We start from the raw sequence: 26,072 nt of genomic DNA on the forward strand, positions 1-26,072 counted from the left end.
TCCCCGTCCCTCTCTCACGCGTATCGCACCCGTGATTCACGGCGCGTCCAGACCATAAGGGGGAGGTTCGGCGAGGGTTCACCGATTCGGCCGAAGTCAGGTAGTACGGAAGCTACTTCATGACCTCGCGGACGACTTCCTGAGGTACCTGCTTGACCTGGGCGACTACCTCACGAAGTCGCACACGGGCGCTTTGACGGGAACCCCCGGCACGGCCAGTGTGGGGGACGCCAACGACAACAGGCGGCGCCTGGAGGAATCCGTGAGCAGAAAGATTCTGGTCATTGTCTCCGAACACGGTTACTGGGCCGAGGAACTGATCGGCCCCGTATCGAAGTTCGACGAGCAGGGCTATGAAGTCGTATTCGCCACGCCGACCGGAAAGCGTGCGCACGCTCTCCCGCCGAGCCTCGACGCGAACTACATCGATCCTCCGCTGGGACGCTCGGTCACCACCGAGGAGAACGCCCGGCTGGGCCGGGAGTTCGAGCAGTCGAGCCGGCTCGACTCCCCGCTCGACATCGAAGCGTGGGCGCCCGAGCGCCCGTACACCAGCGACGAGGGCTATCTGCCCAAGCTGGAGCAGTACCACCGCGATCTGGACAAGCTCCAGGCCGACATCGCCGGTTTCGACGCGCTCCTCATCGTCGGCGGCAGCGGCCCGATCGTGGACCTCGCCAACAACGAGCGCGTGCACGCCCTGATCCTGGCGTTCAAGAACGCCGGCAAGGTCGTCGCCGCCGAGTGCTACGGCGTGGCCTGCCTGGCCTTCGCCCGGGACTGGGGCGACCGCCGCAGCATCATCTGGGGCAAGCACGTGACCGGCCACTGCAAGGAATACGACTACAAGGACGGCACCGGATTCCTCGGTACCGACTTCAACATGGGGCCGCCGCCGTATCCGCTGGAGTACATCCTGCGCGACGCGACCGGACCGGGCGGCGCCTATCACGGAAACTTCGGCCACCCGCTTTCGGTGATCGTCGACTTCCCGTTCGTGACGGGCCGTTCCACCCCCGACTCCTATCTCACGGGGCAGAAGATCGTGGAAGTCCTGGAGAACGGCCTCACCCGGTACGGCTGGTAATTCCGGAGCGTCCCGGCAACCCGGTGGAAAAAGAGGGGGAGTTCGATGAGTTCCGGAGCCACTCCCGGACGGGAAAGGCTGATCGACCAGTTCAAGGCCGACGGCCTGAACATCATGTTCGGAAATCCGGGGACGGTGGAACAGGGATTCCTCGACGCGGTGGACGCCGCGGAGGACTTCTCCTACGTCCTGGCCCTCCAGGAGACCGTGGCCGCCGGCATCGCCGACGGCTACGCCCGGGCCACCGGCGGCGCGGCCCTGCTCCAGCTCCACTCCGGGGTCGGGCTGGGCAACGGCATCGGCATGCTCTACCAGTCGCTGCGCGGGCACACCCCGCTCGTCGTCGTCGCCGGCGACGCCGGGGTCCGCTACGACGCCATGGACGCGCAGATGGCGTGCGACCTGGTGGCGATGGCCAAGCCGGTGACCAAGTACGCGACCCGGGTCACCGACCGGCACTCCGTACTGCGCACCATCCGGCGGGCGGTGAAGATCGCCCTGACCCCGCCGCGCGGCCCGGTGTTCGTGGCGCTGCCGATGGACGTGCTGGACGAGCTCAACTCCGAGCCCGTCCTGCCGACCACGGTGCCGCTCACGGACGTGGCGCCCTCGCCAGCCTCGGTGGGGCGGGCGGCCGAGCTGCTCGCCTCCGCCGAGCGGCCGGTCGTCCTCGTCGGAGACGGGGTCGCGCTCTCCGGGGCGCAGCGCGAACTCGCCGCCGTCGCCGAGCTGCTCGGCGCGGACGTGTACGAGGTCGACTCCTCGGAGGTGAACATCGCGGCCTCGCACCCGCTGCGCCGCGGCCAGACGGGCCACATGTTCGGCCCGCACAGCAAGGAGCTGATCGGGGACGCCGACGGGGTGCTGATCGTGGGCACCTACGTCTTCCCCGAGGTGTTCCCGGAGCTGGAGAGCCCCTTCCGGGCGGGCGCGAAGGTCGTGCACATCGACCTGAACGCCTACGAGATCGCCAAGAACCACCCGGTGGACCTCGGGCTCGCCGCCGATCCGCGCCAGGCGCTGCGCGCGCTGGCCGGCGTACTGGAGAACCTGCTGACCCCCGCCCGGCGGGCGGCGGCGGCCGGGCGGCTGGAGGCGCGGACCCGGGAGCGGGCGCGCGCAAACCTGCTCGACGGGGCCGACGCGGACGGATCGACGATGGCGGTCTTCCTGCGGACGCTGGCCGAGCGCACCGGCGGGGACCTGATCGTCTTCGACGAGGCGCTGACCACCTCCCCGCTGGTCACGAAGTACTTGCCGCCGGAGCGGCCGGGCGACTACCACCTCACCCGGGGCGGCTCGCTCGGGGTGGGCTTCCCGGGCGCGGTCGGCGTCAAGCTCGCCCGCCCGGACCGGCTCGTCGTCGGCTTCGCGGGCGACGGCGGCTCGATGTACACCTACCAGGCGCTGTGGACCGCGGTCCGGCACGGCATCGACGCGAAGTTCGTGGTCTGCAACAACCGCAAGTACCGGCTGCTGGACGACAACATCGCCCAGTACTGGCGGGAGCGGGAGATTCCCGAGCACCGCTTCCCGGGCTCCTTCGACCTCTCCCGCCCCGAGATCGACTTCGCGGCCCTGGCCCGGTCGCTCGGCGCCGGCGGCGTGCGGGTGGAGAAGCCGGACGAGGCGGTCCAGGCCGTGGGCCGGATGCTGGACCACCCCGGGCCCTTCCTGGTCGACGTACAGATCTGACGGACGGACGGGCGGCCGCCCCGCACGGCCGCCCCGCACAGGCACCCCGCACAGCGCAGCCATCCCGCACCGACAGGAGGAGACCGCATGCCCGCCGAGCGGCTGACCGAGGACGCGATCCGCGCCTTCGCCGAGAACTGGTACGTGGCCCTGGACCAGCACCTCGCGCCGGACCAGGTGCTGGCGCTGATCACCGAGGACCTGGAGTTCAAGGTCCCCGAAGACACCTTCCTCGGCCACCAGGGCTTCGGCCGCTGGTACGAGGCGGTCACCCACCGCTTCTTCGACGAGGTGCACACGGTCACGAAGGTGGAGCCCGTCATCGAGGGCGACCGGGCGGTCGTCCGGGTCCTCGTCAACTGGCAGGCCAGGATCTGGGACCCGCCGGCCGCCCGCAGCGTCTGGCTGGGCTTCGACGCGGACCAGACCTGGACCGTGGTCGCGGGCCCCGACGGGCCGCTGATCAAGCAGTACACCGTGAACGAACTGGCGCCCATGCCCGGTTCCGCCTCCCTCTGAGCGCCGAAGGAGCAGCGACGATGACCGAAGTGACGCGCGAGCGGGTCGAGGCGGCCTACCGGGCCCTCGGCTCCGGCGACCGGGCCCGGATCCTGGAGTACTACTCCGAGGACCTGCGCTGGCAGGTCCCCGGCAACCACCCGCTCGCCGGCTGGTACGAGAGCCTGGACGCCTTCCTGGAGCTGATGGGCCAGACCCACAAGCTCACGGGCGGCACCTTCCGCATGGACCTGGAAGCGGTCCTCGTCGGCGAGGACTGCAGCGCGGACGTCTGCCGCAACATCGCCCTGCGCGGCGGCGCGGACGAGTCGAGCAGTTCCCCGTACGAGCGGATGGACTACCCGGTCTTCCACTTCATGCGCTGGCGGGACGGCCGGATCGTCGAGGGCCACGACGGCCTGTTCGGCGACTCGGCGACGGCCTTCAGCCAGTTCTGGGCGCCCTTCGCGCCGGACGGAACCCGCAGGGACCGATAGGGGGAATGAACGCCATGGACGCGCGGCAGATCTTGCAGAAGTACTACGAGTACGCCAACGCCGGTGACTGGGACGCCTGGTGCGACCTGTTCTCCGAGGACCAGGTCATGGACGAGCAGCTCGCCGGCCACATCGAGGGCCTGGAGACGCTGCGGTCGATGATGAAGGGCATGGGGACGATGTACCGGGTGTTCCGCAACGAGCCCGTGCACTTCCTCGTCGACGGGGAGAAGGCGGCGGCCGTCTCCCACCTGACGGCGGTCACCCCGGCGGGCGAGAACATCGAGGCCGAGGTCATGAACTTCTTCCGGATCGTGGACGGAAAGATCGCCTACATGGCGAACCACCACGACACCGTCCCCTTCCAGGTGCTCGGCCAGGGCTGAGGGGGACACGCGATGGCCGCAGACGAGTACGACTACATCATCGTGGGATCCGGCACCGCGGGCAGCGTCCTCGCGAACCGGCTCTCCGAGGACCCGGACACCACCGTCCTCGTCCTGGAAGCCGGCGCGGGCCGCATCCCGCCCGAGGTGGACGACCCGTCCTCCTGGTACAAGCTGCTCGGCGGGCCCGTCGACTGGGGCTACACCAGCGTCCCGCAGCCCGGCCTCGACGGCCGGCGCACCTACGAACCGCGCGGCAAGGCCCCCGGGGGCAGCAGCAACCTCTACATCATGATGCACATCCGGGGCCACGCCTCGGACTTCGACAACTGGGCCTACCAGGGCGCGGCGGGCTGGGCCCACGAGGACGTGCTGCCCTACTTCGCCCTGCTGGAGGGCCAGGAGGACGCCACCGCCGCGACCACCGGCACCCGCGGCCCGCAGCGGATCACCAACGCCGGGCGGCACCACCCCAATCCGGTCTCCCGCGCCTTCATCGACGCCGCCGTCGAGCTCGGCCACGAGGAGATCGCCGACTTCAACACCGACGGCCCCCGGCGCGGGCTCTTCGGCACCGGCTGGCATCACATCGACGTGGCGGAGGGCCGCCGCCAGGGCGTGCTCGCCGCCTATCTCGAACCGGCCCTCGACCGCCCGAACCTGACCCTGCGCACCAGTGCGCAGAGCACCCGGCTGCTCTTCGACGGCGACACCTGCACGGGCGTGGAGTACGTCCAGCTCGCCCCGCCCGCCGACATCCCGGGCCGGACCGTGCGGGACGGGCACAGCACCCCGCCCGAGCCCGGTCCGCAGACCGCGCGGGCCCGCCGGGAGGTGATCGTGGCCGCCGGGGCGATCGAATCGCCCAAGCTGCTGCTGCTCTCCGGGATCGGGCACCCCGAGCAGCTCGCCGAGCACGGCATCCGGACGGTGGCGGCCCTGCCCGGAGTCGGCGAGAACTTCCACAACCACGTGCTGACCGGGCTGATGGCCGAGGTCACCCAGGAACTCCCGCCGCCGGCGCAGAACCTGTCGGAGAGCGCGCTGTTCCTCTCCTCCCGCCCCGGACTGCCCGCCCCGGACCTGCAGATCGCCTTCGTCCACGTGCCGTTCGACGTGATCGTCGGCCAGGACCACCCCAACACGGTGTCCATCCTGCCCGGCGTCGTACGCCCCGTCTCGCGCGGCTGGATCAAGCTGGCGAGCGCCGATCCGCTGGCCCACCCGCTGATCCACCCGAACTACCTGGGCGACCGCTGGGACCTGGAGCGGATGGTGCAGGGCGTCAAGACGGCCCGGGAGATCTTCGCGACCTCCGCCTTCTCGCCCTGGTACAAGCAGGAGCTCCAGCCCGGCCCGGGCCACGAGTCCGACGCCGACCTGCGCGCCTTCGTGAAGCAGAAGTCGGAGAGCTACCACCACCAGGCGGGCTCCTGTCGCATGGGCGTCGACGACCTGTCCGTCGTCGACCCCGAGCTGCGGGTGCACGGCGTGCGGAACCTGCGCGTCGTCGACGCGAGCGTGATGCCCGCCGTCCCGTCGGGCAACTGCCACACCGCCATCGCCATGATCGCCGAACGCGCCGCGGACTTCCTCCGCGGCCTGGACAGGGGGGCTTCCGGTGCCTGACGCCGTACTGCGCGAGGGCGCGCTCTCCGGGACGCGGATCGCGGTCCTGGTCGAGAGCGACTTCTACGAGCCGGAGATCTTCTACTACCTGCACCGGTTCGCGGAGGAGGGCGCCGAGGTCGACTTCCTGACCCGGCTGTGGGGCAACGACTCCATCACCTTCACCGGACACGAGTACCGGGCGCCCTTCACCGCGACCAAATCCCTGGAGGGACTGGGCGACGAGGACCTGCGCCGGTACGCGGCGCTCATCGTGCCCTCGGGCATGGTGGCCGACCGGCTGCGCTACACCGAGGACGTGGACGTGCTGGCCCCGGCGACGGAGCTGCTGCGCCGGGCCTTCGAGGAGCCGGCCGTCCTCAAGGGGATCATCTGCCACGGCATGTGGCTGGCCGCTTCGATCCCGGACAAGGTGCGCGGCCGCAAGGTCGTCTGCCACAACAACCTCATCGGCGACGTCCGCAACATGGGCGCCGAGTACGTGGACGAGGACGTGGTGGTCGACGGCGACCTGGTCACCGGCCGCACCGGCGCCCACCACCACCTCTTCGCCCGGCGGATCATCGAGCTGATCGCGGCCGGCCCCGACCAGCCCGAGGAGCCCACGGGCGAAGAGGGGGTGGTGGGCGGTCTGTTATACACACTCGACGCGGCCAGCCCGGGACCCGACCCGGGACCCGACCCGGGACCCGACCCGGGACCCGACCCCCGCACGGGCCCCGGCCCGGGTGCGGGACCGGGACCGGGTGCGGGACCGGGACCGGGTGCGGGACCGGGACCGGGACCGGGGGGCGGCCACGGTGTGGGGCGTCGTCGTGGCGACCGTGCTGGTGGCGGTGTTCGGCGGGGTGCTCCTGCTGGGGCAGGCGGTGGTGGCCCGGCACCGTGCCGCCGCGGCCGCCGACCTGGCCGCCCTCGCCGCGGCGGCGACCTGGGCCCACGGTCCGGAGGCGGCCTGCGCCACAGCGGTACGGGTGGCGGAGGCGCAGGCCGCGGGGGTCACCGGATGCGTGGTGACGGGCGAGGTCGTGGAGGTCACGGCCCGAGCCCCGACGGGGCCCTTCGCCCCGGCGCTGCGCTCCCGCGCCGGTCCGCCGCTGGCGGAGGAGCCCCGGTGAGCCGGCGGCCGGCCGGGCGGGGGCCCGCGGAGGGGCAGCGGCCCGGCTCCCGGAGGCCGGGCCCGAGCGGGTGCCGGGCCGCCCCGCCGGGAGCAGGCCGTCGGCAGGGTCGAGAACCAGCCATTCGCGGGGCCGGTGCGCGAACCCGCGGTGCACTCAGGTTTCGGGGGCCTCAGGGGCCTCCTCGGGAGCCTCCGGGCCGGCCTCCGGTGCCTCGGGTCCCTGCGGCCCGGCCTCCGCCGCCTCCGGGGCCTCAGGGGCCGCCTCCGGGGCCTCGGCGAGGAGGCGGGTGAGGAGGCGGAGGGCGCCGCGCTTGTGGAGGGGGTCGTTGCCGTTGCCGCACTTGGGGGACTGGATGCAGGACGGGCAGCCCGCCTCGCACTCGCAGGCGGCGATCGCGTCGCGGGTCGCCGTCAGCCAGGCGCGGGCCGTGTGGAAGGCGCGCTCCGCGAAGCCGGCGCCGCCGGGGTGGCCGTCGTAGACGAAGACCGTCGGGAGGAGGGTGTCGGGATGCAGCGGGACGGAGACCCCGCCGATGTCCCAGCGGTCGCAGGTGGCGAAGAGCGGGAGCAGGCCGATGGAGGCGTGCTCGGCGGCGTGCAGGGCGCCGCCGAGGATCTCCGGGTTGATCCGGGCCTCGTCGAGCTGGTCCTCGGTGACCGTCCACCACACGGCCCGGGTGCGCAGGGTGCGGGGCGGCAGGTCCAGCTTGGCCTCGCCGAGCACCTCGCCGGTGATCAGTTTGCGGCGCAGGTAGGAGACGACCTGGTTGGTGACCTCGACGGAGCCGAAGCAGAGCCGTCCGCTGCCCCAGGCGATCTCCCTCTCGGTCTCCAGGACGGAGATGGCGGTGGTGTCGCGGGCGGTGGTGGAGAAGGGCGGATTCGCTTCCTCGACGAGGGCGACCGAGTCCTCCAGGTCCAGGTGCTTCACGAGGTACGTGCGGCCCTGGTGCAGGTGGACGGCCCCGTCGTGGACGGCTGCGTGCGAGGCGGGCTCGTCGACCGTGCCGAGCAGCCGGCCCGTGGCGGCTTCGACGATCTGGACGGGACGGCCGCCGCCGCCCCGGATGTCGGTGAGGTCGCAGGCCCGCTCCCGGCGGGTCCAGTGCCAGGCCGTGGCCCGCCGGCGCAGCAGCTTGGCCGCCTCCAGCTGGGGGAGGAGCTCGGCCGCCGCCGGGCCGAAGAGGGCGAGGTCGGCCTCCGTCAGGGGCAGCTCGGCCGCGGCGGCGCACAGGTGCGGGGCCAGGACGTACGGGTTGTCGGGATCCAGGACCGTGGCCTCCACCGGCTGGCGGAACAAGGCCTCCGGGTGGTGGACGAGGTAGGTGTCCAGCGGGTCGTCGCGGGCGATCAGCACGGCCAGGGCGCCCTGGCCGGAGCGTCCGGCGCGGCCGGCCTGCTGCCAGAGGGAGGCACGGGTGCCCGGGTAGCCGGTGATCAGCACGGCGTCGAGGCCGGAGACGTCCACGCCCAGTTCCAGGGCGGTCGTGGCGGCCAGGCCCAGCAGCTCACCGGAGTGCAGGGCCCGCTCCAGGGCCCGGCGCTCCTCGGGCAGGTAGCCGCCCCGGTAGGCCGCGACCCGCCCGGGCAGCGAGCGGTCCACGGAGGCGAGCCGCTCCTGGGCGATCACCGCGATCAGCTCGGCGCCGCGCCGGGAGCGGACGAAGGCGACCGTGCGGACGCCCTGCACGACCAGGTCGGTCAGGAGTTCGGCGGTCTCCGCGGTCGCCGTACGGCGTACGGGTGCGCCCCTCTCGCCCTTCAGGTCGGTCAGGGGCGGCTCCCACAGGGCGAAGACGACCTCGCCGCGCGGGGAGGCGTCGTCGGCCACCTCCACCACCGGCAGACCCGTCAGCCGGGACGCCGCGGCCGCCGGGTCGCTGGCGGTGGCGGAGGCCAGCAGGAAGACGGGATCGGAGCCGTAGCGGGCGCACAGCCGCCGCAGCCGGCGCAGGACCTGGGCCACGTGGGAGCCGAATACGCCCCGGTAGGTGTGGCACTCGTCGATCACGACGTAGCGCAGGGACCGCAGGAAGGAGGCCCAGCGCGGGTGGGCCGGGAGGATACCCCGGTGGAGCATGTCGGGGTTGGTGAGCACGTAGTTGGCGTACTGGCGGACCCACTCGCGTTCCTCGAAGGGGGTGTCGCCGTCGTACACGGCCGGGCGCACGGCGTTGCCGAGCGGTCCGGCCAGCTCCCGTACGGCGCGCCGCTGGTCGGCGGCCAGCGCCTTCGTCGGGGCCAGGTACAGGGCGGTCGCACCCCGCCCGTTGGGGGCTTCCGAGCCGTCCACGAGGGCGGAGAGCACGGGCGCGAGGTAGGCCAGGGACTTGCCCGACGCGGTGCCCGTGGCGACGACCACGGACTCCCCGTCGAGCGCGTGTTCGGCCGCCGCGGCCTGGTGTTCCCACGGGTGCTCGATGCCGGCGGCCTGGATGGCGGCTACGACATCCGTTCGGATGCGGTCCGGCCAGACCGCATGACGACCCTCCCGAGGGGGCAAGTGCTCCGTATGGGTGATGCGCGCAGCCCGGGAAGGCCCCCGTGACAGCCGGTCCAGGACCGTGCCGGGGGTGGGTCGTACGTCCTCGGGTGCCGTGGGCGGACCGGGACGGTGAGTGTTGGCCATTGGAAGCGAGTGTGTCACCGGCGTGCGGGACAATGGTCCCAAGGCGTCGTGCGCGCCTGCCGGTAAGTGATTGAATGCCATCGCGGCAGCCAATCCCTCGTCCACCTCCGGGTGGGGAGGCCCCTGGGGGGCGCCGCTCGATAGCAAGGTGCTGGAGGATCCGTGGACCTGTCCCTGTCGACTCGCACTGTCGGCGACCGTACGGTCGTGGAGGTCGGTGGCGAGATTGATGTGTATACCGCGCCCAAGCTGCGCGAGCAGTTGGTCGAGTTGGTGAACGACGGCAGCTACCACTTGGTTGTCGACATGGAGCGAGTGGACTTCCTCGACTCCACCGGGCTTGGTGTGCTCGTGGGAGGCCTCAAGCGCGTCCGCGCGCACGAGGGCTCGCTGCGTCTGGTCTGCAACCAGGAGCGCATCCTGAAGATCTTCCGAATCACCGGTCTGACCAAGGTGTTTCCGATCCACAACTCGGTGGAAGAGGCTGTCAACGCCACCGACTGACGACTCTCGGCGGCGAAACGGCCGATGAGCAGCGGGGGGTACCGGGCCACAGGCGGCCCGGGCCCCTGTAAGGCACGCCCGTAGTCCGAGGGGGACGCGCATGGCCACCGTTGAACTGCGCTTCAGCGCCCAGCCCGAACACGTCCGGACGGCCCGCTTGGTCGCGGCCGCCGTGGCGCGCCGGGCCGGCGTGGAGGAAGCCGTCCTCGACGAGGTCCGCCTCGCCGTGGGCGAGGCCTGTTCGCGTGCCGTCGGACTGCACCGCAGCAACGGGCTGACCGCGCCCGTCCGGGTGGTGCTGACCGAGGAGGAGAAGGTGTTCTCCATCGAGGTCGGCGACGAAGTGCCCGGACCGGCCGGCGGTCCGTCCACCGGCGTGTCCGGAATCGAGGCCGTCCTGGACCCCGACATCGAGGGCGAGGACGAGATGGGCCTCGCCGTGATCAGCGGCCTGGTCGATGACGTCGAGGTGATCAGCGGGGAATCGGGCGGGACCATCCGGATGCGCTGGCCCGTCCTGGGGACCTCGGAGCTGCCGTAGCGGCCCGCGGGCCCCGCAGGTCCCGCCGAGGGGCCTCTCAGGTCCGCCGAGTAGCTCTGCCAGCCCCGCCGAGTGGCCCTTCCGGCCCCGCCGGGTGCCCTTGGCGGCCCCGTCGGCCCTGTCCGGGTACCCCGGAGCCACCGCGTGGCCGGGAGCGACCGGAGCGGTGCTCCACAGCGCTCCGCAGCCCCCGGACCGAGTCCGCCGGCGGGGCCGTCTGCCGACGGGAGAGCGGATGGGTGCCGCCAAGCCGGTGAGGTCCGGGTCCGGTGGGTCCCGGGAGTGTTTCCCGCGCGTGCCGGCGTATCTTCCGATCTTCTTCTGATCTTCTGCTGATCCTTTTTCGATCCCCTTCAGCCCCTTTTTTGATCTTATTCGAGGCCCTGCCGAGCAGGGCCTTTTGTGTGTTCGTAGATCGATATCCCGACCCCGCGCCGGAGATTTCCTAGATCGACGACGGCGCGTCAATGCCTTTGCCCCATTACTACTTTCGAGGGTAATGGAGTGACCGGATCTATTGGTGAGGAGCAAGTGCAGGCCAATTCCGTTTCCTGCGTACTGTTTTGATCGGGTCGCGCTCCCTACAATCCGTCCACATCTTGAGCTCATCGCGTCAAGGAGGACGAATGACGGGGCTCTTCACCCCTATCGCGCCCGGTCGCACCACTGACCTGGCATCCGCAGTACTCACCGATGACAACCGGCTCATCGTGATCGTCATCGCGGCCGTCGCCATCGCCGCACTCGTCGTCGCGCAGATCCTGGTCCGCCAGGTCCTCGCCGCCGACGAGGGAACCGATGCCATGAAGGAGATCGCGGCCGCCATCCAGGAAGGCGCCAACGCCTACCTCGGCCGGCAGTTGCGCACGCTCGGCGTCTTCGCCGTCGTCGTGTTCCTCCTGCTCTTCCTGCTCCCCGCCGACGACTGGTCGCAGCGGGCGGGACGTTCCGCCTTCTTCCTCGTCGGCGCGCTCTTCTCCGCCGCCACCGGCTACATCGGCATGCGACTCGCGGTCCGGGCCAACGTCCGTGTCGCCGCCGCGGCGCGCGAGGCCACCCCCGCCGAGGGGGAGCCCGCCAAGGACCTGACCGAGGTCTCCCACAAGGCCATGCGGATCGCGTTCCGCACCGGCGGCGTGGTGGGCATGTTCACCGTCGGCCTCGGCCTGCTCGGCGCCTCGTGCGTCGTCCTGGTCTACGCCGCCGACGCGCCCAAGGTCCTGGAGGGCTTCGGACTCGGAGCCGCCCTGATCGCGATGTTCATGCGCGTGGGCGGCGGCATCTTCACCAAGGCCGCCGACGTCGGCGCCGACCTGGTCGGCAAGGTCGAGCAGGGCATTCCGGAGGACGACCCGCGCAATGCCGCGACCATCGCCGACAACGTGGGCGACAACGTCGGAGACTGCGCGGGAATGGCCGCCGACCTCTTCGAGTCCTACGCCGTCACCCTCGTGGCGGCCCTCATCCTCGGCAAGGCCGCCTTCGGCGACCTGGGCCTGGCCTTCCCGCTGATCGTCCCCGCCATCGGGGTCGTCACCGCGATGATCGGCATCTTCGCGGTCTCCCCGCGCCGTACCGACCGCAGCGGAATGACCGCCATCAACCGCGGCTTCTTCATCTCCGCCGTCATCTCGCTGGTGCTCGTCGGGATCGCCGTCTACGCCTACCTGCCGGGCACCTACAAGGAGCTCGTCGGCGTCGACGACGCCGCGATCCTCGCCCACGCCGGCGACCCGCGGATCCTCGCGCTCGTCGCCGTCGCCATCGGCATCGTGCTCGCGGCCCTGATCCAGCAGCTCACCGGCTACTTCACGGAGACCAACCGCCGTCCCGTCCGGGACATCGGCAAGTCCTCCATGACCGGCGCGGCGACCGTCATCCTCGCCGGCATCTCCGTCGGCCTGGAGTCCGCCGTCTACACGGCGCTGCTCATCGGCCTCGGCGTCTACGGGGCGTTCCTGCTCGGCGGCACCTCGATCATGCTGGCGCTCTTCGCGGTGGCCCTGGCCGGCACCGGCCTGCTCACCACGGTCGGCGTCATCGTCGCCATGGACACCTTCGGGCCGGTCTCCGACAACGCCCAGGGCATCGCGGAGATGTCCGGCGACGTCGAGGGCGCCGGCGCGCAGGTGCTGACGGACCTGGACGCGGTGGGCAACACCACCAAGGCCATCACCAAGGGCATCGCCATCGCCACCGCCGTGCTCGCCGCGGCCGCGCTCTTCGGCTCGTACAACGACGCCATCGCCAACGCGGTCAAGGAAGTCGGCGCCAAGGCGAACGAGATGAACCTCAGCCTGGACATCGCCCAGCCCAACAACCTGGTCGGGCTGATCCTGGGCGCGGCCGTCGTGTTCCTGTTCTCCGGCCTCGCCATCAACGCCGTGGCCCGTTCGGCCGGCGCCGTCGTCTACGAGGTGCGCCGCCAGTTCCGGGAGCACCCCGGGATCATGGACTACACCGAGAAGCCCGAGTACGGGCGCGTCGTGGACATCTGCACCAAGGACGCGCTGCGCGAACTGGCCACGCCCGGCCTGCTCGCCGTCCTCACGCCGATCGCCGTCGGGTTCTCGCTCGGCGTCGGCGCGCTCGGGTCCTTCCTGGCCGGAGCCATCGGCACCGGCACCCTGATGGCGGTCTTCCTCGCCAACTCCGGTGGCGCGTGGGACAACGCGAAGAAGCTCGTCGAGGACGGGCACCACGGCGGCAAGGGCAGTGCCGCCCACGAGGCGGTCGTCATCGGCGACACGGTCGGCGACCCCTTCAAGGACACCGCCGGCCCGGCCATCAACCCGCTGCTCAAGGTCATGAACCTGGTGGCACTGCTGATCGCCCCGGCCGTCGTGCAGTTCAGCTACGGCGCGGACGCCAACCCCACCGTGCGGGCGATCGTCGCGATCCTCGCGATCGGCGTCATCGTCGGCGCCGTGTACGTCTCCAAGCGCCGCGGCATCGCGGTCGGCGACGAGGGAGAGGGCGAGGGCGGGAGCGTGCCCGCGGAGCGGGTGGCCCAGCCGTCGGACCCGGCGGCGGCGGTCTCCGGCTGAGTTCCGGTCTCCGGCTGAGTCCCGGACTCCTCGCGAGTCCCGGACTCCTCCTGAGTCCCGGGATCCGGTCGGGTCCAGGGCTCCCGGTCTTCTGACGGAGACTCGGGGCGCGACGACTCGATCGTACGCCCGAATGGCGGACAGGCGGCGCGGACTGACGCGCCGTCCGTCCGCCTTTGCGTTTACCGGATGGCGGGCGTGTATCTTCCGGGCCGAGAGCCTTCGAAGGGACCAATCCGGTGAACAAGAAGCTTGCGGCCGCGGTGTCGGGCGGTGCCGTGCTGATGCTCGTCCTGTCGGGCTGCGGCGGGGACGACGGCGACAAGAAGACCGACGCCTGGGCCAAGAAGGTCTGCGACAGCTGGCAGCCCGAGCTCAAGAAGATCGAGCAGGCCAACGCCGACATCAAGCGGGTGGCGACCGAGAGCAGCAAGCCCGAGGAGGTCCAGTCGACCGACTCGGCGGCCTTCGGGACCATGTCGGAGTCGTACAAGGCGATGGGTACGGCCCTCACGGGCGCGGGTGTTCCGCCGGTCAAGGACGGCGAGAAGACCCAGGCCGCCGCGGTCATGGGGTTCGAGTCGACGGCGCAGGGCTACACCGCGCTGAAGACGAAGATGGACGCCCTCGACGCGAAGGACCAGGGCAAGTTCGCCGAGGGCCTCAAGGACGTGGCCAGCGGTCTGGATGAAGCCACCAAGGGCGGCAAGGAAGCGCTCGACCAGCTCAAGTCGGGCGGTCTGGACAAGGCGATGAACAGCCAGAAGGGCTGCCAGGTGACCACGCCGGCGCCCGCGAAGTCCTGAGCCGGCCCGCCGGGTTGGCGGCGGCACCGCGCGAAGAGCAGGAGCGGCCGGGGTCCTTCGGGACTCCGGCCGCTCCTGCGTGTTCGGGGGCGCCACGAAGCCCCACTCAGCCCCGCCGGTCCCGTACGAATCCCCGCCGGTCCCGTACGGACCCCGCCGGTCCCGTACGAATCCCCGCCGGTCCCGTACGGACCCCGCACGGACCCGTGATTGCGCCGCGATGTGCCGTACGGAGCTGCGCGCGGTCGGGGAGCGGCCCGGGCCCGTACGCCCCGGTGGTGGCCTTCGGTGCGGACGGGCGCCCACGCCGAAGGCCGTGGGGCGCAGGGGAATGCCGGCGGCAGCGGCCACAATGGGCGGGTGAGTACCACCAGCCTTCCCTCCGGTCTGCCCGCCCGCCTCCCCTCGTCCGACCGCGCCGCCGAGCTCCGTTCCGCGCTGCTCGCCGCGGGGTTCACCGCCGACGGGCTGCTCGACATGCTCGGCGCCCCGGCGTACGCGGCGCTCGCCCGCAGCGAGACGGTCCCCGCCCTGCGCGCCACGCGCAGCCGCGGCGACGAGCCGCTCGCGAGCCTGGTCCGGCTGTTCCTGCTGCGGCAGCCCGTTCCGTACGTGCACGCCGCGGCGGCGCTTCCCGTCGACGCGGCGCTGGCCGACGGCTGGCTGCGCCGGGAGGGCGACGAGGTCCACGCCACCGTGGACGTACGCCCGTACGGCGGTCCGGAGGGCGAGGACTGGTTCGTCGTCTCCGACCTCGGCTGCGCCGTCGGCGGGGCCGGGGGCATCGGCAGCCGCGAGGAGGGCGTGGTCCTCGGCGTCGGCGGGGCCTCTACGACCCTGGCCGGGATCACCGTCCGCATCCCGGTCGGCTCGGCCCTCGACGTCGGCGCCGGCTCCGGGATCCAGGCGCTGCACGCCGCACAGCACGCCACCCGGGTCACGGCGACCGACGTCAACCCCCGGGCCCTGGAATTCACCCGGTTGACGCTGGCGCTCTCCGGGGCACCGGAAGCGGAACTGCTCGCCGGATCACTGTTCGAGCCCGTCGGCGGGGCCACGTACGACCTGATCGTCTCGAATCCGCCGTTCGTGATCTCCCCCGGGGCCAGGCTGACGTACCGGGACGGCGGGATGGGCGGCGACGACCTGTGCCGGACCCTGGTCCAGGAAGCCGGCGCCCGGCTCAACCCCGGCGGCTACGCGCAGTTCCTCGGCAACTGGCAGCACGTGGACGGCGAGGACTGGCACGAGCGGGTACGGGGATGGGTGCCGCGCGGTTGCGACGCCTGGATCGTGCAGCGCGACGTGCAGGACGTCACGCAGTACGCGGAGCTGTGGCTGCGCGACGCCGGCGACCACCGCACCGAACCCGCCGAGTACGAGCGGCGGTACGAGGACTGGCTGGACGAGTTCGAGGCCCGCAAGACCAAGGCGGTCGGCTTCGGCTGGATCACGCTGCGCCGCAGCGACGCGGCCGAGCCCTCGGTCGTGGTCGAGGAGTGGCCGCATTCGGTGGAACAGCCGCTCGGGGAGACCGTCCTGGCGCACTTCGCCCGGCAGGACTACCTCCGCGACCACGACGACGCCGCCCTGCTGGCGGGCTACTTCCGGCTGACCGCGGAGGTCGTCCAGGAGCAGGTCGGAGCCCCCGGCGCGGAGGATCCGGAACACGTCGTGCTCCGGCAGAACCGCGGGATGCGGCGCGCCACCAAGGTCGACACGGTCGGCGCCGGCTTCGCCGGGGTGTGTGACGGATCACTGAGCGCGGGGCGGATCCTGGACGCCATCGCCCAGCTGGTGGAAGAGGACCCGGTGGTCCTGCGGGACCGGACTCCGGAGTCGATCCGGGTGCTCGTGGAGCAGGGATTCCTGGAGCCCGTGGCGGACGCGGAGGAGTAGGCCGGGCAGTCGGAACCAGGATGTAACCCGGGGTTCGCCCGGTGTATCCCCTCGGCTGAAAGTCTCCGGGACAGCGGGATCCGGGGGGATCCCGAGAGCGGCCCGGGGGCAAAAGGGGAACGGCGTGGAAAACGGTCCGGCGGTCTTCGCGGCGATCGTGTTCCTGCTGTTCGGGGCCGCTCTGCTGGCTTGGACGGGCGCGCGCGCCCGCCGCGGCGCGCAGGTGGCCGAGGGCGTGCGCCCCGTCGTGGCCGTACCGCTGGCGGTGCTCGCCGGCGGGGTGTCGCTGGCCCTCGGGATCTGGTGCCTCGGACGGCTGTGACGGCGGTGGCCGAGGTGCCGCGGTCGGACTGACCGCGGGGGTCGGGCGGGCCGGCAGTCCTGGATCCGGTGCGTGACGCGGACCGCCAGCGCGCCCTGGGCTCCCGTCCGGGCTCCCGTCCGGGGCCCCGGGCGCGCTGGCGGTCCGCGTCACGCACCGGATCCAGGAGACCCCCGACGCGGTCTCCCTCATCCTCGACGCGCATCTCCCGTACCGCCCCGGCCAGTTCCTCACCGTGCGGCTTCCCTCATCGAGCGGGGCGGGCGGCGCGGCCCGCTGCTACTCCCTGGCCGGCTCCCCGCACACCGGCGACCCGCTGCGGATCACCGTCAAACGGGTCCCCGGAGGCGCGGGCTCCGGCTGGCTCTGCGGGAGCGTGGCCGTCGGCGACGCGCTCGACATCCTGCCGCCCGCCGGTACCTTCACCCCGCCCGACCTGGACCGGGACCTGCTGCTCGTGGCCGGCGGCAGCGGGATCACCCCGGTGCTCTCCATCGCCAAGTCCGCCCTCGCCGCCGGCCGGGGCCGGGTCGCGCTGGTGTACGCCAACCGCGACCCCGACTCGGTGATCTTCCGCGACGAGCTGCGGGCGCTGGCCGGGGAGCATCCCGGCCGGCTCACGGTCCTGCACTGGCTGGAGTCCCTCCGGGGGCTGCCGACCGCCGCGCGCCTGGGCCCGCTCGTGGCCCCGTACGCACACCGCGAGGCCTACCTCTGCGGCCCGGCCCCGCTGATGGACGCGGCCGCGACGGCCCTGCGCGCGGCCGGCGCCCCGGCCGGCTCCGTCCACCGCGAGCGGTACTTCTCCCTGGGCGGGGACGTCTTCGCCCAGGCCCCCGCCGCCGCGGCGCCCCCCTCGGCCCCCGCCGGCCGGGGCGGCGCCACCGCCGAGGTGGAGCTCGACGGGACCGTGCACACCGTGGCCTGGCCGGCCGGGACCCCGCTCCTGGACTCCCTGCTCGCCGCGGGCGTCCCCGCTCCGTACTCCTGCCGCGAAGGCGCCTGCAGCGCCTGCTGCTGCCGGGTGCTAGAGGGCGGGGTCACCATGGTCCGCAACGAGGTCCTGGCCCCCGAGGACCTGGCCGACGGCTACGTCCTGGCCTGCCAGGCACTGGCCCTCGGCGACCGGGTCCGCGTCAGCTACGACGCGGACTGACCGGCGCGCGCCGCGCAACGGGCGCGGGCCCGGCCCCCTGGCGAGGGGTCGGGCCCGAACCTTCTTTCGTGCGATGGAGTACCACTACCCACTACATCCACTCGCTGAACCGCAGCCACCCCATCATGTTGTCCATCGCCTGCGAGGAGACGGCCGGCTCCGGATCCCGGGCCGGCGCGGAGGCGGCGGCCCGCCCCGGCCGGCCCGGCCCGTACAGCTCCCGCCACACCGCCCGCGCGCAGGCCAGTACCGCCGGTGCCAGCCGGGCCGGCTCCCGGTCGCCCCGGCCCGAGGACACCGAGACCGCCGCCACGGCCCGCCCGGCGCCCCGCAGCGGCGCGGCCACGCAGGAGATGCCCCGGAAGCTCTCCTCCCGGTCGAAGGCGACCCCGCGCTCGCGGACCGCCGCCAGCTCCGAACGCAGCGCGAGCGGCCGCACCAGCGTGCGGGCGGTGCGCGGCCGCAGCCCCTGCGCGAGGACGTGCTCCACGACGGCCGGATCGCTGAACGCCAGGATCGCCTTGCCGGTGGCCGTGCAGTACGCGGGCATCCGGCCGCCGACCCGCGAGGGCACCGCGGTGGCCTCCGAGCCGCCGATCCGCTCCAGGAACACCACCTCGGCCCCGTCGAGCACCGACAGGTGCACCACCCGGCCCGTCTGCTCGTGCAGTGCGTGCAGCAGCGGCAGGGCGGCCCGGCGCAGCCGGTTGTGGTGGGAGGCGAGCGCGCCGAGCTCCAGCATGCGCATGCCCATGCGGTAGTCCCGGCCCTCGCGGTCCAGCCAGCGCAACTGCACCAGCTGGTCGAGGATCCGATGGGCGGAGGAGCGCGGGATTCCGGAGCGGCGCACGACTTCGGTGAGCGACAGCCGCGGCTGCGGCCCCTCGAAGGCGCCCAGCACTTTCGCGGCCTTCTCCAGCAGCGACAGCGGTGCGAGCTCGGTCTCCATGACCTGGTCCAGCACGAGAAAACCCCCTGCGTGAGGCGTTGGGGCGACCCTGCCACGCACCCCCGGCCGGAGGGAAGCATCCGGACCGGGGTATTTCATTCAGTAATACTTCAAGTAGGAGTGCGAGGGCTTCCCACTCAGCGGGAACAGCTCGTTCCGCGCCCGGACCACCCCGGCGTACGTTCCTCGCCATCGATCCCGAACACCCGAAGATCCTTGATCTGAGAAGGGGACACCATGAGTGACGAAGAGGTCCTCGCAGCGGTCCGCGCCCTCGCCCCTGCCCTCCGCGAGCGCGGCGCGGAGGCCGAAGCGCAGCGCAAGGTCCCCGAGGCGAACATCAAGGAACTGGCCGCCACCGGCTTCTTCCGCCTCCTCCAGCCCACGGCGCACGGCGGCCGCGCGGCCCACCCCGCCCTCTTCTACGCCGCCGTCAAGGAGATCGCCAAGGCCTGCGGCTCCACCGGCTGGGTCGCCTCCGTCGTCGGCGTCCACCCCTGGCACGTCGCCCTCTACGACCCCCGCGCCCAGGAAGAGGTCTGGGGCCAGGACCAGGACACGCGGATCTGCTCCTCCTACGCCCCCACCGGCAAGGTCACCCCCGTCGAGGGGGGCTTCACCATCAGCGGCCGCTGGCACTTCTCCTCCGGCAGCGACCACGCCGACTGGGCCCTGCTCGGCGGACTCGTCACCGACACCGAAGGCCGCCCCGTCGACATGCGGACCTTCCTCGTCCCGCGCTCCCAGTACCGCGTCGACGACGTCTGGGACACCGTCGGCCTGCGCGGCTCCGGATCCAACGACATCGTCGTCGAGGACGTCTTCGTCCCCGAACACCGCGCCCTCAGCTTCGGCCCCGTCACCGCCCTGCGGGTCCCCGGCCACCGGACCAACCCCGAACCGCTCTACCGCCTCCCCTACGCCTCCGTCTTCACCACCACCATCTCCACCCCCATCGTCGGCATCGCCGAAGGCGCCTACGACGCCTACGTCGCCGCGACCCGCGAACGCTTCCGCATCTCCTACGGCCAGCAGGTCGCCGAAGACCCCTTCGCCCAGGTCCGCATCGCCCGCGCCGCCGGAGACATCGACGCCTCCTGGCTCCAGCTCCAGCGCAACATCACCGAGCTCTACGCCCTGGCCGAGCGCGGCGAGGAACTCCCGATGCCGCTGCGCACCCGGGTCCGCCGCGACCAGGTCCTCGCCACCGAGCGCTGCGTCGCCGCCGTAGACCTCCTCATGGAGAACGCCGGCGGCGGCGCCCTGCGCACCGGCCCGAACCCGGTCCAGCGCGCCTGGCGCGACGTCCACACCGGCCGCGGCCACGCCGCCAACGACCCGGAGCGCGCCCTCGTCCTCTTCGGGCAGGGCGCCCTCGGCCTCGACATCCAGGACACGATGCTGTGAGCGCGCGGGCACTGACGTACGAGAACACCTCCCGCACCGCCCGGGCCGGCGACCTGACCCTGCACTACCACGAGGCCCGTCCCCTCCACGCACCCGACGCACCCGTCGTGATCATGCTGCACGGCGGCGGCCCCGGCGCCTCCGGCTGGTCCAACTTCGGCGGCAACCTGCCCCACTTCGCGCCGCGCTTCCGCACCCTGCTCGTCGACCAGCCCTGCTACGGCCGCTCCGACAAGCCCGAACCCGACCGCGACTACTTCAGCTTCAGCGCGAACGCCGTCCTCGCCCTCATGGACGAACTCTCCATCGAGCGGGCGCACCTCATCGGGAACTCCCTCGGCGGCGGCACCGCCACCCGCCTCGTCCTGGACCACCCCGAACGCGTGGACAAACTCCTCCTCATGGGCCCCGGCGGGATCTCCCTCAACCTCTTCTCCGCCGACCCCACCGAAGGCATCAAGCGGCTCTTCGAATTCAGCCTCGCCCCCGAACCCACCCGGGCGCAGATGCGGACCTTCCTCACCACCCTCGCCCACGACCCGGCGATCGTCACCGACGCCCTCGTCGAGGAGCGCTACGCCCAGGCCACCGACCCCGAAGCCCGGCTCGGCAACGCCCGTATGGGCGCCTCCTTCGCCAAGTGGCCCGAGGCCGCCATGCTCTGGCGCGAAGCCCACCGCATCAGCCGCCCCGTGCTGCTGACCTGGGGCCGCGAGGACCGCGTCAACCCGGTCGACGGCGCCTTCCTGGCCCTCAAGACCATCCCCGACGCCCGCCTGCACGTCTTCCCGCACTGCGGGCACTGGGCACAGACCGAGGCCGCCGACGCGTTCAACCGCCTCGCCACCGACTTCTTCCTCCACTGACCTCCCCCAGGAGACCCCATGGACATCCGCGCACTCGGCTACCTCCGCATCGAGACCGCCGACCTCGCCGCCTGGCGCACCTACGTCCTCGACATCCTCGGCATGGCCGAAGCCGAAGGCACCACCGACACCCGCCTCAACGTCCGCATCGACGACCGCACGCACCGCTTCCAGTTCGTCGCCGGCGACCGGGACCGGCTGCTCGCCGCCGGCTTCGAAGTCGCGAACGCCCGCGCCCTGCGGGAGGCCGCCGCCGAACTCGAGAGCGCCGGACACCCCGTCAAGCAGGCCGACGACGCCACCCTCGCCGACCGCCGCGTCCAGGGCCTCATCCACTGCGAGGACCCGAGCGGCAACCCCCTGGAGATCTACTGGGGCCAGGCCCAGGACCACAGCCCGCTCGGGACCCCGTACGGCAACCGGTTCGTCACCGGCGGACCCCACGGATCCCACGGCCCCCACAACCCGCACGAGAATCTGGGCCTGGGCCACGTCGTCCTGCCCGCCGCCGAGACCGAGGCCACCCTCGACTTCTACGAGAACCTCCTCGGCTTCCAGCTGCGCGACTCGATGCGCCTGCCCCCGGTCGCCGTCCCCACCGGCGCGCCCGGCCGCGACTTCCACTGGATGCACTTCCTCAGCCCCAACCGCCGCCACCACAGTCTCGGCCTCTACCCGGGAGCCCTGCCGCCCGGCATCGTCCACTTCATGGTCGAGCTGGAGACCCTCGACGACGTCGGCTACTGCCTCGACCGCATGAACAAGGCGGGCATCCCCATCGCCTCCACCCTCGGCCGGCACTCCAACGACCACATGGTCTCCTTCTACGCCCAGGCCCCCGGCGGCTTCCAGGTCGAATACGGCTGGGACGGCCTGCTCGTCGACCCCGCCACCTGGACCGCGAAGGAGATCACCGCCGACAGCTTCTGGGGCCACCAGTGGAACGGCTGACCGGGCCCGCCGCGGTGGACCCCGCCGCCTTCCGCGAGGTCCTCGGAGCCTTCGCCTCCGGCATCACCGTCGTCGCCGCCCTCGCGGAAGACGGCCGCCCCGCGGGCCTGGCCTGCCAGTCCTTCGCCTCCCTGTCCCTGGACCCGCCGCTGGTCCTGCTCTGCGTCGGCAAGGGCTCCTCCAGCTGGCCCAAGGTCCGCGCCGCCGGCCGGTTCGGCGTCAGCATCCTCGCCGAGGAGCAGCGCGCGGTGTGCGAAGCCCTCGGCCGGCGCGGCGAGGACAAGTTCGCCGGAGTCGACTGGGAGCTCTCCGCCCACGGAGCCGTCCGCGTCAAGGGCGCCCTCGCCACCGTCGACTGCGCCCTCGAAGAGGTCCACGAGGCGGGCGACCACCACCTCGTCACCGCCCGGGTCCTCGAACTGAGCGCCCGCGACGGCGGATCACCCCTGCTGTACTACCGCAGCGACTACGCCACGGGAGCCTTCGGATGACAAGCGAGTACGCCTACGACGTGGTCGTCGTCGGATCCGGCGCCGCCGGGTTCGCCGCCGCCGTCACCGCCCGGCTGCGGGGCCTGAGCGTCCTCGTCGTCGAGAAGACCGACAAGTACGGCGGCTCCACCGCCCTGTCCGGCGGCGCCGTCTGGGTCCCCGGCAACTTCCACCTCGACCGCGCCGGCCTCGCCGACACCCGCGACAAGGCCCGCGCCTACCTCGACGCCACCGTCGGCGACCGGGTCCCGGACGCCCGCAAGGACGCCTACCTCGACCACGGGCCGCGCATGGTCCGGGAGTTCCACGACCGCACCGAGATCCGCTTCATGTACACCCCCGGCTACCCGGACTACTTCCCCGAGGCCCAGGGCGGCATGGCACAGGGCCGCTCCGTCGAGCCGTGCATCGCCGACTTCAGAAGCCTCGGCGACTTGGCCGGCTCCATGCGCCGGGCCGGACTGCCCACCTACGGGCTGACCATGACCTCCTACGACTTCCGCTTCCTGAACATGGTCGGCCGCACCTGGGCCGGCAAGCGGCGCTCCGTCCGGGTCGGCCTGCGCGCGCTCGGAGCCCTGGCCACCGGCCGCAGGCTCCTCTCCCTCGGCGAGGCGCTCATCGCCCGCATGCGGCTCTCCCTGGACCGGCTGGGCGGCGACCTGTGGCTGTCGGCGCCCCTGACCGGCCTGACCACCGACCCGGCCGGGCGGGTGAGCGGCGTACGGGTCCTGCGCGCCGGGCGGGAGGTGACCGTGGCGGCACGGGGCGGAGTGGTCCTGGCCGCGGGCGGCTTCTCGCACGACCAGGAGCTGCGCGAGAAGCACCTGCCCGCGCCCACGTCCACCGCGTGGACGCACGCCGCGGAGGGCCAGAACGGCGACGCCCTGCGGCTGGGAGGGGAACTGGGAGCCGCCACCGACCTGCTGGACAAGGTGTGGGGCGCGCCGTCGGTGTGCCCGCCGGGGGAGAAGCCCTTCTTCCTCGTCGCCGACCGGGGCATCCCGGGCATGGTCATCGTCAACGGGGCGGGGGAGCGGTACGCCAACGAGGCCCTGCCCTACCACGCGTTCGTCGACCGGATGTACGCCGCCGACCGGCCCGGGGCGACGACCGTGCCGTCCTGGCTGGTCCTCGACGCCCGCTCCAAGTCCCGCTACCTCTTCACGGGCCTCTTCCCCGGACAGCCCTTCCCCAAGAACTGGCTGGAGAGCGGCTTCGTGAAGAAGGCCGACACCGTGGAGGAGCTGGCCCGCGCCATCGGCGCACCGGGCCTGCCCGCGACGGTCCACCGCTTCAACACCTTCGCGCAGGCGGGCGTCGACCGGGACTTCGGGCGCGGCGAGAGCGTCTACGACCGCTACTACGGTGACCCGACGCTGCCCAACCCCAACCTGGCGCCGATCGAGAAGGGCCCCTTCTACGCGGTCCCCGTGCACCCGGGGGACATCGGCACCAAGGGCGGACTGGTCACCGACACCGAAGGCCGGGTGCTGCGCGAGGACTGCTCGCCGATCGCGGGGCTCTACGCCGCGGGCAACTGCTCGGCGGCGGTGATGGGGGAGACCTACCCCGGGCCGGGCGCGACGATCGGACCCGCGATGGCCTTCGGATGGGCCGCCGCCAACGCGATCGCGCGCTCCCTGGAGGACTGAGAGCCCCGCCCGGCCCGGGCCCCGCCCGCCCGGTCCGTCCGCGGCGACGGGGACGGCGGCTGCGCAGACGGCTGCGGCTGCGGCAGCGGCGGCGACTGACCGCTCAGGTTTCGCACTCCAGCACCGTGCGGCACAGCCCGCAGCGGGCCCGGAGCGGACCGCGGCCGGCCGGCAGGCGCAGCCGCTGCCCGCACACCGGGCAGGGGAAGGCCACGCGCAGCCCGTCGGCGTGCTCCTCGAAACGGTACGCCGCCCCGTGCCGCGGAGCCGTCGCGCCCGCCCTGCGGTCCCGGAGGTAGCGGCGCCGCTCCGGTCGGCCGGCGGCCGCCAGGGGGGCCCGGGTCAGGTCCCGCCGGGCCAGGGCGCGGCCGCGCACGTACGCCTCGTACGCCTGCGGGCTGGTGAACCAGGCGGAGAGGTCCTCGCCGCCGAGGAGCAGCCCGCGCTTGGCGAGGACGAAGCCGAACTCCTCCGGGGTGAGGTAGCCGAGCTTCTGGTGGGTGAGCTCGTCCTCCCGGTAGGCGTCGAGCAGCAGCCAGCCCGCGCCGAGGCAGGCGGCGGCGGTGTCGGTGAGGATCTCGTTGTCCGCGGTGGCGGGAAAACGCAGGTCCAGGCGGTGCAGCAGGACGTGGGTGACCTCGTGGGCGAGGGCCGCCGCCAGATCGCGGCGGTGCGTGCGGAAGCGGTCGTTGACCTCGACGAAGTACTCGGGACCGGCCGTCAGTTCCACGGTGGCCGCCTCCTCCATCGCGCGGAAGCCCACCACGATGCGCGCGTCGGGCAGACGCAGCGCGCGGACCATCGCGGACGCCACCCGGTGCGCGCCGAGGTGGAGGTCGTCGGCGGCACCGAAGGCCGCGTCGGCGGGGGCGAAGGACGTGTCGTAGGCGCGGACCCCGTCGGCGGAGAGCCTCCGCACCAGTGCGGTGAGGGCCGTGCGGACCGTCTCCAGATGAGGAAATCCGTGCTCGATCGGACTGCCGCGGCGGCCGTTGTGCGTCATGGGGCCCCTCCTGCCGGAAGTTGTCCGAAAACGCGTTCTTGATGGCGCCCACAGGTGCGGTGTGTCATGTCCTCGTCATTCACCCGATGACGCGCACAGCCCAACCCCCCACGAAAGGCAGTGTGTCGACTGTGTCCACCCTTGCCAACGCCCTCAAGCGCACCCTCGCCGTCGCCGCGGTGGCCCTCGCGGCCGTCAGCCTCCAGCCCGGCTCCGCCACCGCCGGCACGGCCCCCGTCGTCGGCGGCACCCGCGCCGCCCAGGGCGAGTTCCCCTTCATGGTCCGCCTCTCCATGGGCTGCGGCGGTGCCCTCTACACCCAGCAGATCGTCCTCACCGCCGCCCACTGCGTGAGCGGATCCGGCAACAACACCTCCATCACCGCCACCGCCGGAGTCGTCGACCTCAACAGCTCCAGCGCCATCAAGGTCAAGTCCACCAAGGTCAAGCAGGCCCCCGGCTACAACGGCACCGGCAAGGACTGGGCCCTCATCAAGCTCGCCAAGCCCATCAACCTGCCCACCCTCAAGATCGCCGACACCAAGGCCTACGACAACGGCACCTTCACCGTCGCCGGCTGGGGCGCCACCCGCGAAGGCGGCGGCCAGCAGCGCTACCTCATGAAGGCCACCGTCCCCTTCGTCTCCGACACCTCCTGCCAGGCCTCCTACGGCGGCTCGATCGTGCCCGCCGAGGAGATCTGCGCCGGATTCGCACAGGGCGGCGTCGACACCTGTCAGGGCGACTCCGGCGGCCCCATGTTCCGCCGCGACAACGCGAACGCCTGGATCCAGGTCGGCATAGTCAGCTGGGGCGAGGGCTGCGCCCGCCCCGACTACCCCGGCGTCTACACCGAGGTCTCCACCTTCGCGGCGGCGATCAAGAGCGCGGCCGCGGCCCTCTGAGGCCCGGCACACACCCCCGCGCCCTCCTT

At 72.4% G+C, this 26,072-nt stretch carries 23 protein-coding genes and 1 pseudogene; 21 read left to right on the forward strand and 3 right to left on the reverse strand.

Annotation, left to right across the window (positions count from 1 at the left end):
* The first annotated feature begins 262 nt into the window (after window positions 1–262).
* From DRB89_RS33065 to DRB89_RS33100, 8 genes and pseudogenes are all read left to right on the forward strand, one after another.
* Window positions 263–1,087: a type 1 glutamine amidotransferase domain-containing protein gene (locus tag DRB89_RS33065; RefSeq protein WP_112453380.1), complete on the forward strand. Its 825-nt coding sequence runs from the start codon at window positions 263–265 to the stop codon at window positions 1,085–1,087.
* Between the two features lie 45 nt (window positions 1,088–1,132).
* Window positions 1,133–2,782, forward strand: coding sequence for a thiamine pyrophosphate-binding protein (locus DRB89_RS33070; protein ID WP_112448561.1), 1,650 nt, complete (start codon window positions 1,133–1,135; stop codon window positions 2,780–2,782).
* A gap of 87 nt (window positions 2,783–2,869) precedes the next feature.
* Window positions 2,870–3,301 (forward strand): nuclear transport factor 2 family protein, encoded by a 432-nt coding sequence (locus DRB89_RS33075; protein ID WP_112448562.1) that lies wholly within the window; start codon window positions 2,870–2,872, stop codon window positions 3,299–3,301.
* Between the two features lie 20 nt (window positions 3,302–3,321).
* The gene (locus DRB89_RS33080) at window positions 3,322–3,777 is read left to right on the forward strand and encodes a nuclear transport factor 2 family protein (protein WP_112448563.1); all 456 of its coding nucleotides are present in this window, start codon (window positions 3,322–3,324) and stop codon (window positions 3,775–3,777) included.
* Between the two features lie 5 nt (window positions 3,778–3,782).
* Window positions 3,783–4,163, forward strand: coding sequence for a nuclear transport factor 2 family protein (locus tag DRB89_RS33085; protein ID WP_343234516.1), 381 nt, complete (start codon window positions 3,783–3,785; stop codon window positions 4,161–4,163).
* A 12-nt stretch (window positions 4,164–4,175) separates the two neighbouring features.
* Window positions 4,176–5,792 carry a GMC oxidoreductase gene (locus tag DRB89_RS33090; protein WP_112448564.1) on the forward strand — a complete coding sequence of 539 codons (1,617 nt, stop codon included), beginning with the start codon at window positions 4,176–4,178 and terminating at the stop codon, window positions 5,790–5,792.
* A pseudogene (locus DRB89_RS33095) lies at window positions 5,785–6,372 on the forward strand (DJ-1/PfpI family protein); the annotation flags it as partial. The gene DRB89_RS33090 and the pseudogene DRB89_RS33095, both read left to right, overlap by 8 nt.
* 148 nt (window positions 6,373–6,520) lie before the next feature.
* A complete protein-coding gene (locus DRB89_RS33100; RefSeq protein ID WP_112451863.1) occupies window positions 6,521–6,910 on the forward strand; it encodes an Rv3654c family TadE-like protein in 390 nt (129 codons plus the stop codon).
* A 156-nt stretch (window positions 6,911–7,066) separates the two neighbouring features.
* Here the strand turns inward: DRB89_RS33100 and DRB89_RS33105 are convergent, their stop codons facing one another.
* A complete protein-coding gene (locus DRB89_RS33105) occupies window positions 7,067–9,622 on the reverse strand; it encodes a DEAD/DEAH box helicase (protein WP_239516450.1) in 2,556 nt (851 codons plus the stop codon).
* A gap of 81 nt (window positions 9,623–9,703) precedes the next feature.
* Here DRB89_RS33105 and bldG point away from each other — a divergent pair, with 81 nt between their 5' ends.
* From bldG to DRB89_RS33140, 7 genes are all read left to right on the forward strand, one after another.
* Window positions 9,704–10,045 (forward strand): anti-sigma factor antagonist BldG, encoded by a 342-nt coding sequence (bldG, locus tag DRB89_RS33110; RefSeq protein ID WP_112451865.1) that lies wholly within the window; start codon window positions 9,704–9,706, stop codon window positions 10,043–10,045.
* 100 nt (window positions 10,046–10,145) lie between these two features.
* Window positions 10,146–10,586 carry an ATP-binding protein gene (locus DRB89_RS33115; RefSeq protein ID WP_112451866.1) on the forward strand — a complete coding sequence of 147 codons (441 nt, stop codon included), beginning with the start codon at window positions 10,146–10,148 and terminating at the stop codon, window positions 10,584–10,586.
* Window positions 10,587–11,212: 626 nt separating this feature from the next.
* Window positions 11,213–13,633, forward strand: a complete 2,421-nt coding sequence (locus DRB89_RS33120; RefSeq protein WP_112451867.1) for a sodium-translocating pyrophosphatase — start codon at window positions 11,213–11,215, stop codon at window positions 13,631–13,633.
* A gap of 239 nt (window positions 13,634–13,872) precedes the next feature.
* Complete coding sequence (locus tag DRB89_RS33125; protein ID WP_112451868.1) at window positions 13,873–14,439, forward strand: small secreted protein; 567 nt, start codon at window positions 13,873–13,875, stop codon at window positions 14,437–14,439.
* A gap of 360 nt (window positions 14,440–14,799) precedes the next feature.
* Entirely contained in the window at window positions 14,800–16,338 is a 1,539-nt protein-coding gene (locus DRB89_RS33130) for a methyltransferase (protein ID WP_204357877.1), read from the forward strand.
* Between the two features lie 124 nt (window positions 16,339–16,462).
* Window positions 16,463–16,660: a hypothetical protein gene (locus tag DRB89_RS33135; RefSeq protein ID WP_112451869.1), complete on the forward strand. Its 198-nt coding sequence runs from the start codon at window positions 16,463–16,465 to the stop codon at window positions 16,658–16,660.
* Window positions 16,661–16,850: 190 nt separating this feature from the next.
* Complete coding sequence (locus DRB89_RS33140; protein ID WP_275432090.1) at window positions 16,851–17,816, forward strand: ferredoxin--NADP reductase; 966 nt, start codon at window positions 16,851–16,853, stop codon at window positions 17,814–17,816.
* Between the two features lie 91 nt (window positions 17,817–17,907).
* On the opposite strand, the gene DRB89_RS33145 is transcribed toward DRB89_RS33140, so the two are convergent.
* Window positions 17,908–18,780: an IclR family transcriptional regulator gene (locus tag DRB89_RS33145; protein ID WP_239516452.1), complete on the reverse strand. Its 873-nt coding sequence runs from the start codon at window positions 18,778–18,780 to the stop codon at window positions 17,908–17,910.
* A 222-nt stretch (window positions 18,781–19,002) separates the two neighbouring features.
* On the opposite strand from DRB89_RS33145, the gene hsaA reads away from it, so the two are divergent.
* From hsaA to DRB89_RS33170, 5 genes are read left to right on the forward strand one after another with little or no spacing between them, the layout of a single operon-like run.
* Complete coding sequence (gene hsaA, locus DRB89_RS33150; RefSeq protein WP_112451871.1) at window positions 19,003–20,172, forward strand: 3-hydroxy-9,10-secoandrosta-1,3,5(10)-triene-9,17-dione monooxygenase oxygenase subunit; 1,170 nt, start codon at window positions 19,003–19,005, stop codon at window positions 20,170–20,172.
* Window positions 20,169–21,038 carry a 4,5:9,10-diseco-3-hydroxy-5,9,17-trioxoandrosta-1(10),2-diene-4-oate hydrolase gene (hsaD, locus tag DRB89_RS33155; RefSeq protein WP_112451872.1) on the forward strand — a complete coding sequence of 290 codons (870 nt, stop codon included), beginning with the start codon at window positions 20,169–20,171 and terminating at the stop codon, window positions 21,036–21,038. The genes hsaA and hsaD overlap by 4 nt, the downstream gene beginning before the upstream one ends.
* A gap of 18 nt (window positions 21,039–21,056) precedes the next feature.
* Window positions 21,057–21,989, forward strand: a complete 933-nt coding sequence (locus DRB89_RS33160; protein ID WP_112451873.1) for a VOC family protein — start codon at window positions 21,057–21,059, stop codon at window positions 21,987–21,989.
* Window positions 21,977–22,480 (forward strand): flavin reductase family protein, encoded by a 504-nt coding sequence (locus tag DRB89_RS33165; RefSeq protein ID WP_239516453.1) that lies wholly within the window; start codon window positions 21,977–21,979, stop codon window positions 22,478–22,480. Before DRB89_RS33160 ends, DRB89_RS33165 begins: the two co-directional genes overlap by 13 nt.
* The gene (locus tag DRB89_RS33170) at window positions 22,477–24,135 is read left to right on the forward strand and encodes an FAD-dependent oxidoreductase (protein WP_112451874.1); all 1,659 of its coding nucleotides are present in this window, start codon (window positions 22,477–22,479) and stop codon (window positions 24,133–24,135) included. The genes DRB89_RS33165 and DRB89_RS33170 overlap by 4 nt, the downstream gene beginning before the upstream one ends.
* 103 nt (window positions 24,136–24,238) lie before the next feature.
* Here DRB89_RS33170 and DRB89_RS33175 read toward each other — a convergent pair whose 3' ends face one another.
* Window positions 24,239–25,138 carry a zinc ribbon domain-containing protein gene (locus DRB89_RS33175; RefSeq protein WP_112451875.1) on the reverse strand — a complete coding sequence of 300 codons (900 nt, stop codon included), beginning with the start codon at window positions 25,136–25,138 and terminating at the stop codon, window positions 24,239–24,241.
* A gap of 131 nt (window positions 25,139–25,269) precedes the next feature.
* On the opposite strand from DRB89_RS33175, the gene DRB89_RS33180 reads away from it, so the two are divergent.
* Window positions 25,270–26,043, forward strand: a complete 774-nt coding sequence (locus tag DRB89_RS33180) for a serine protease (protein WP_112451876.1) — start codon at window positions 25,270–25,272, stop codon at window positions 26,041–26,043.
* Window positions 26,044–26,072: the final 29 nt, after the last annotated feature.

It is taken from the genome of Streptomyces sp. ICC4, assembly GCF_003287915.1.
GTDB classification, from domain to species: domain Bacteria; phylum Actinomycetota; class Actinomycetes; order Streptomycetales; family Streptomycetaceae; genus Streptomyces; species Streptomyces tritrimontium.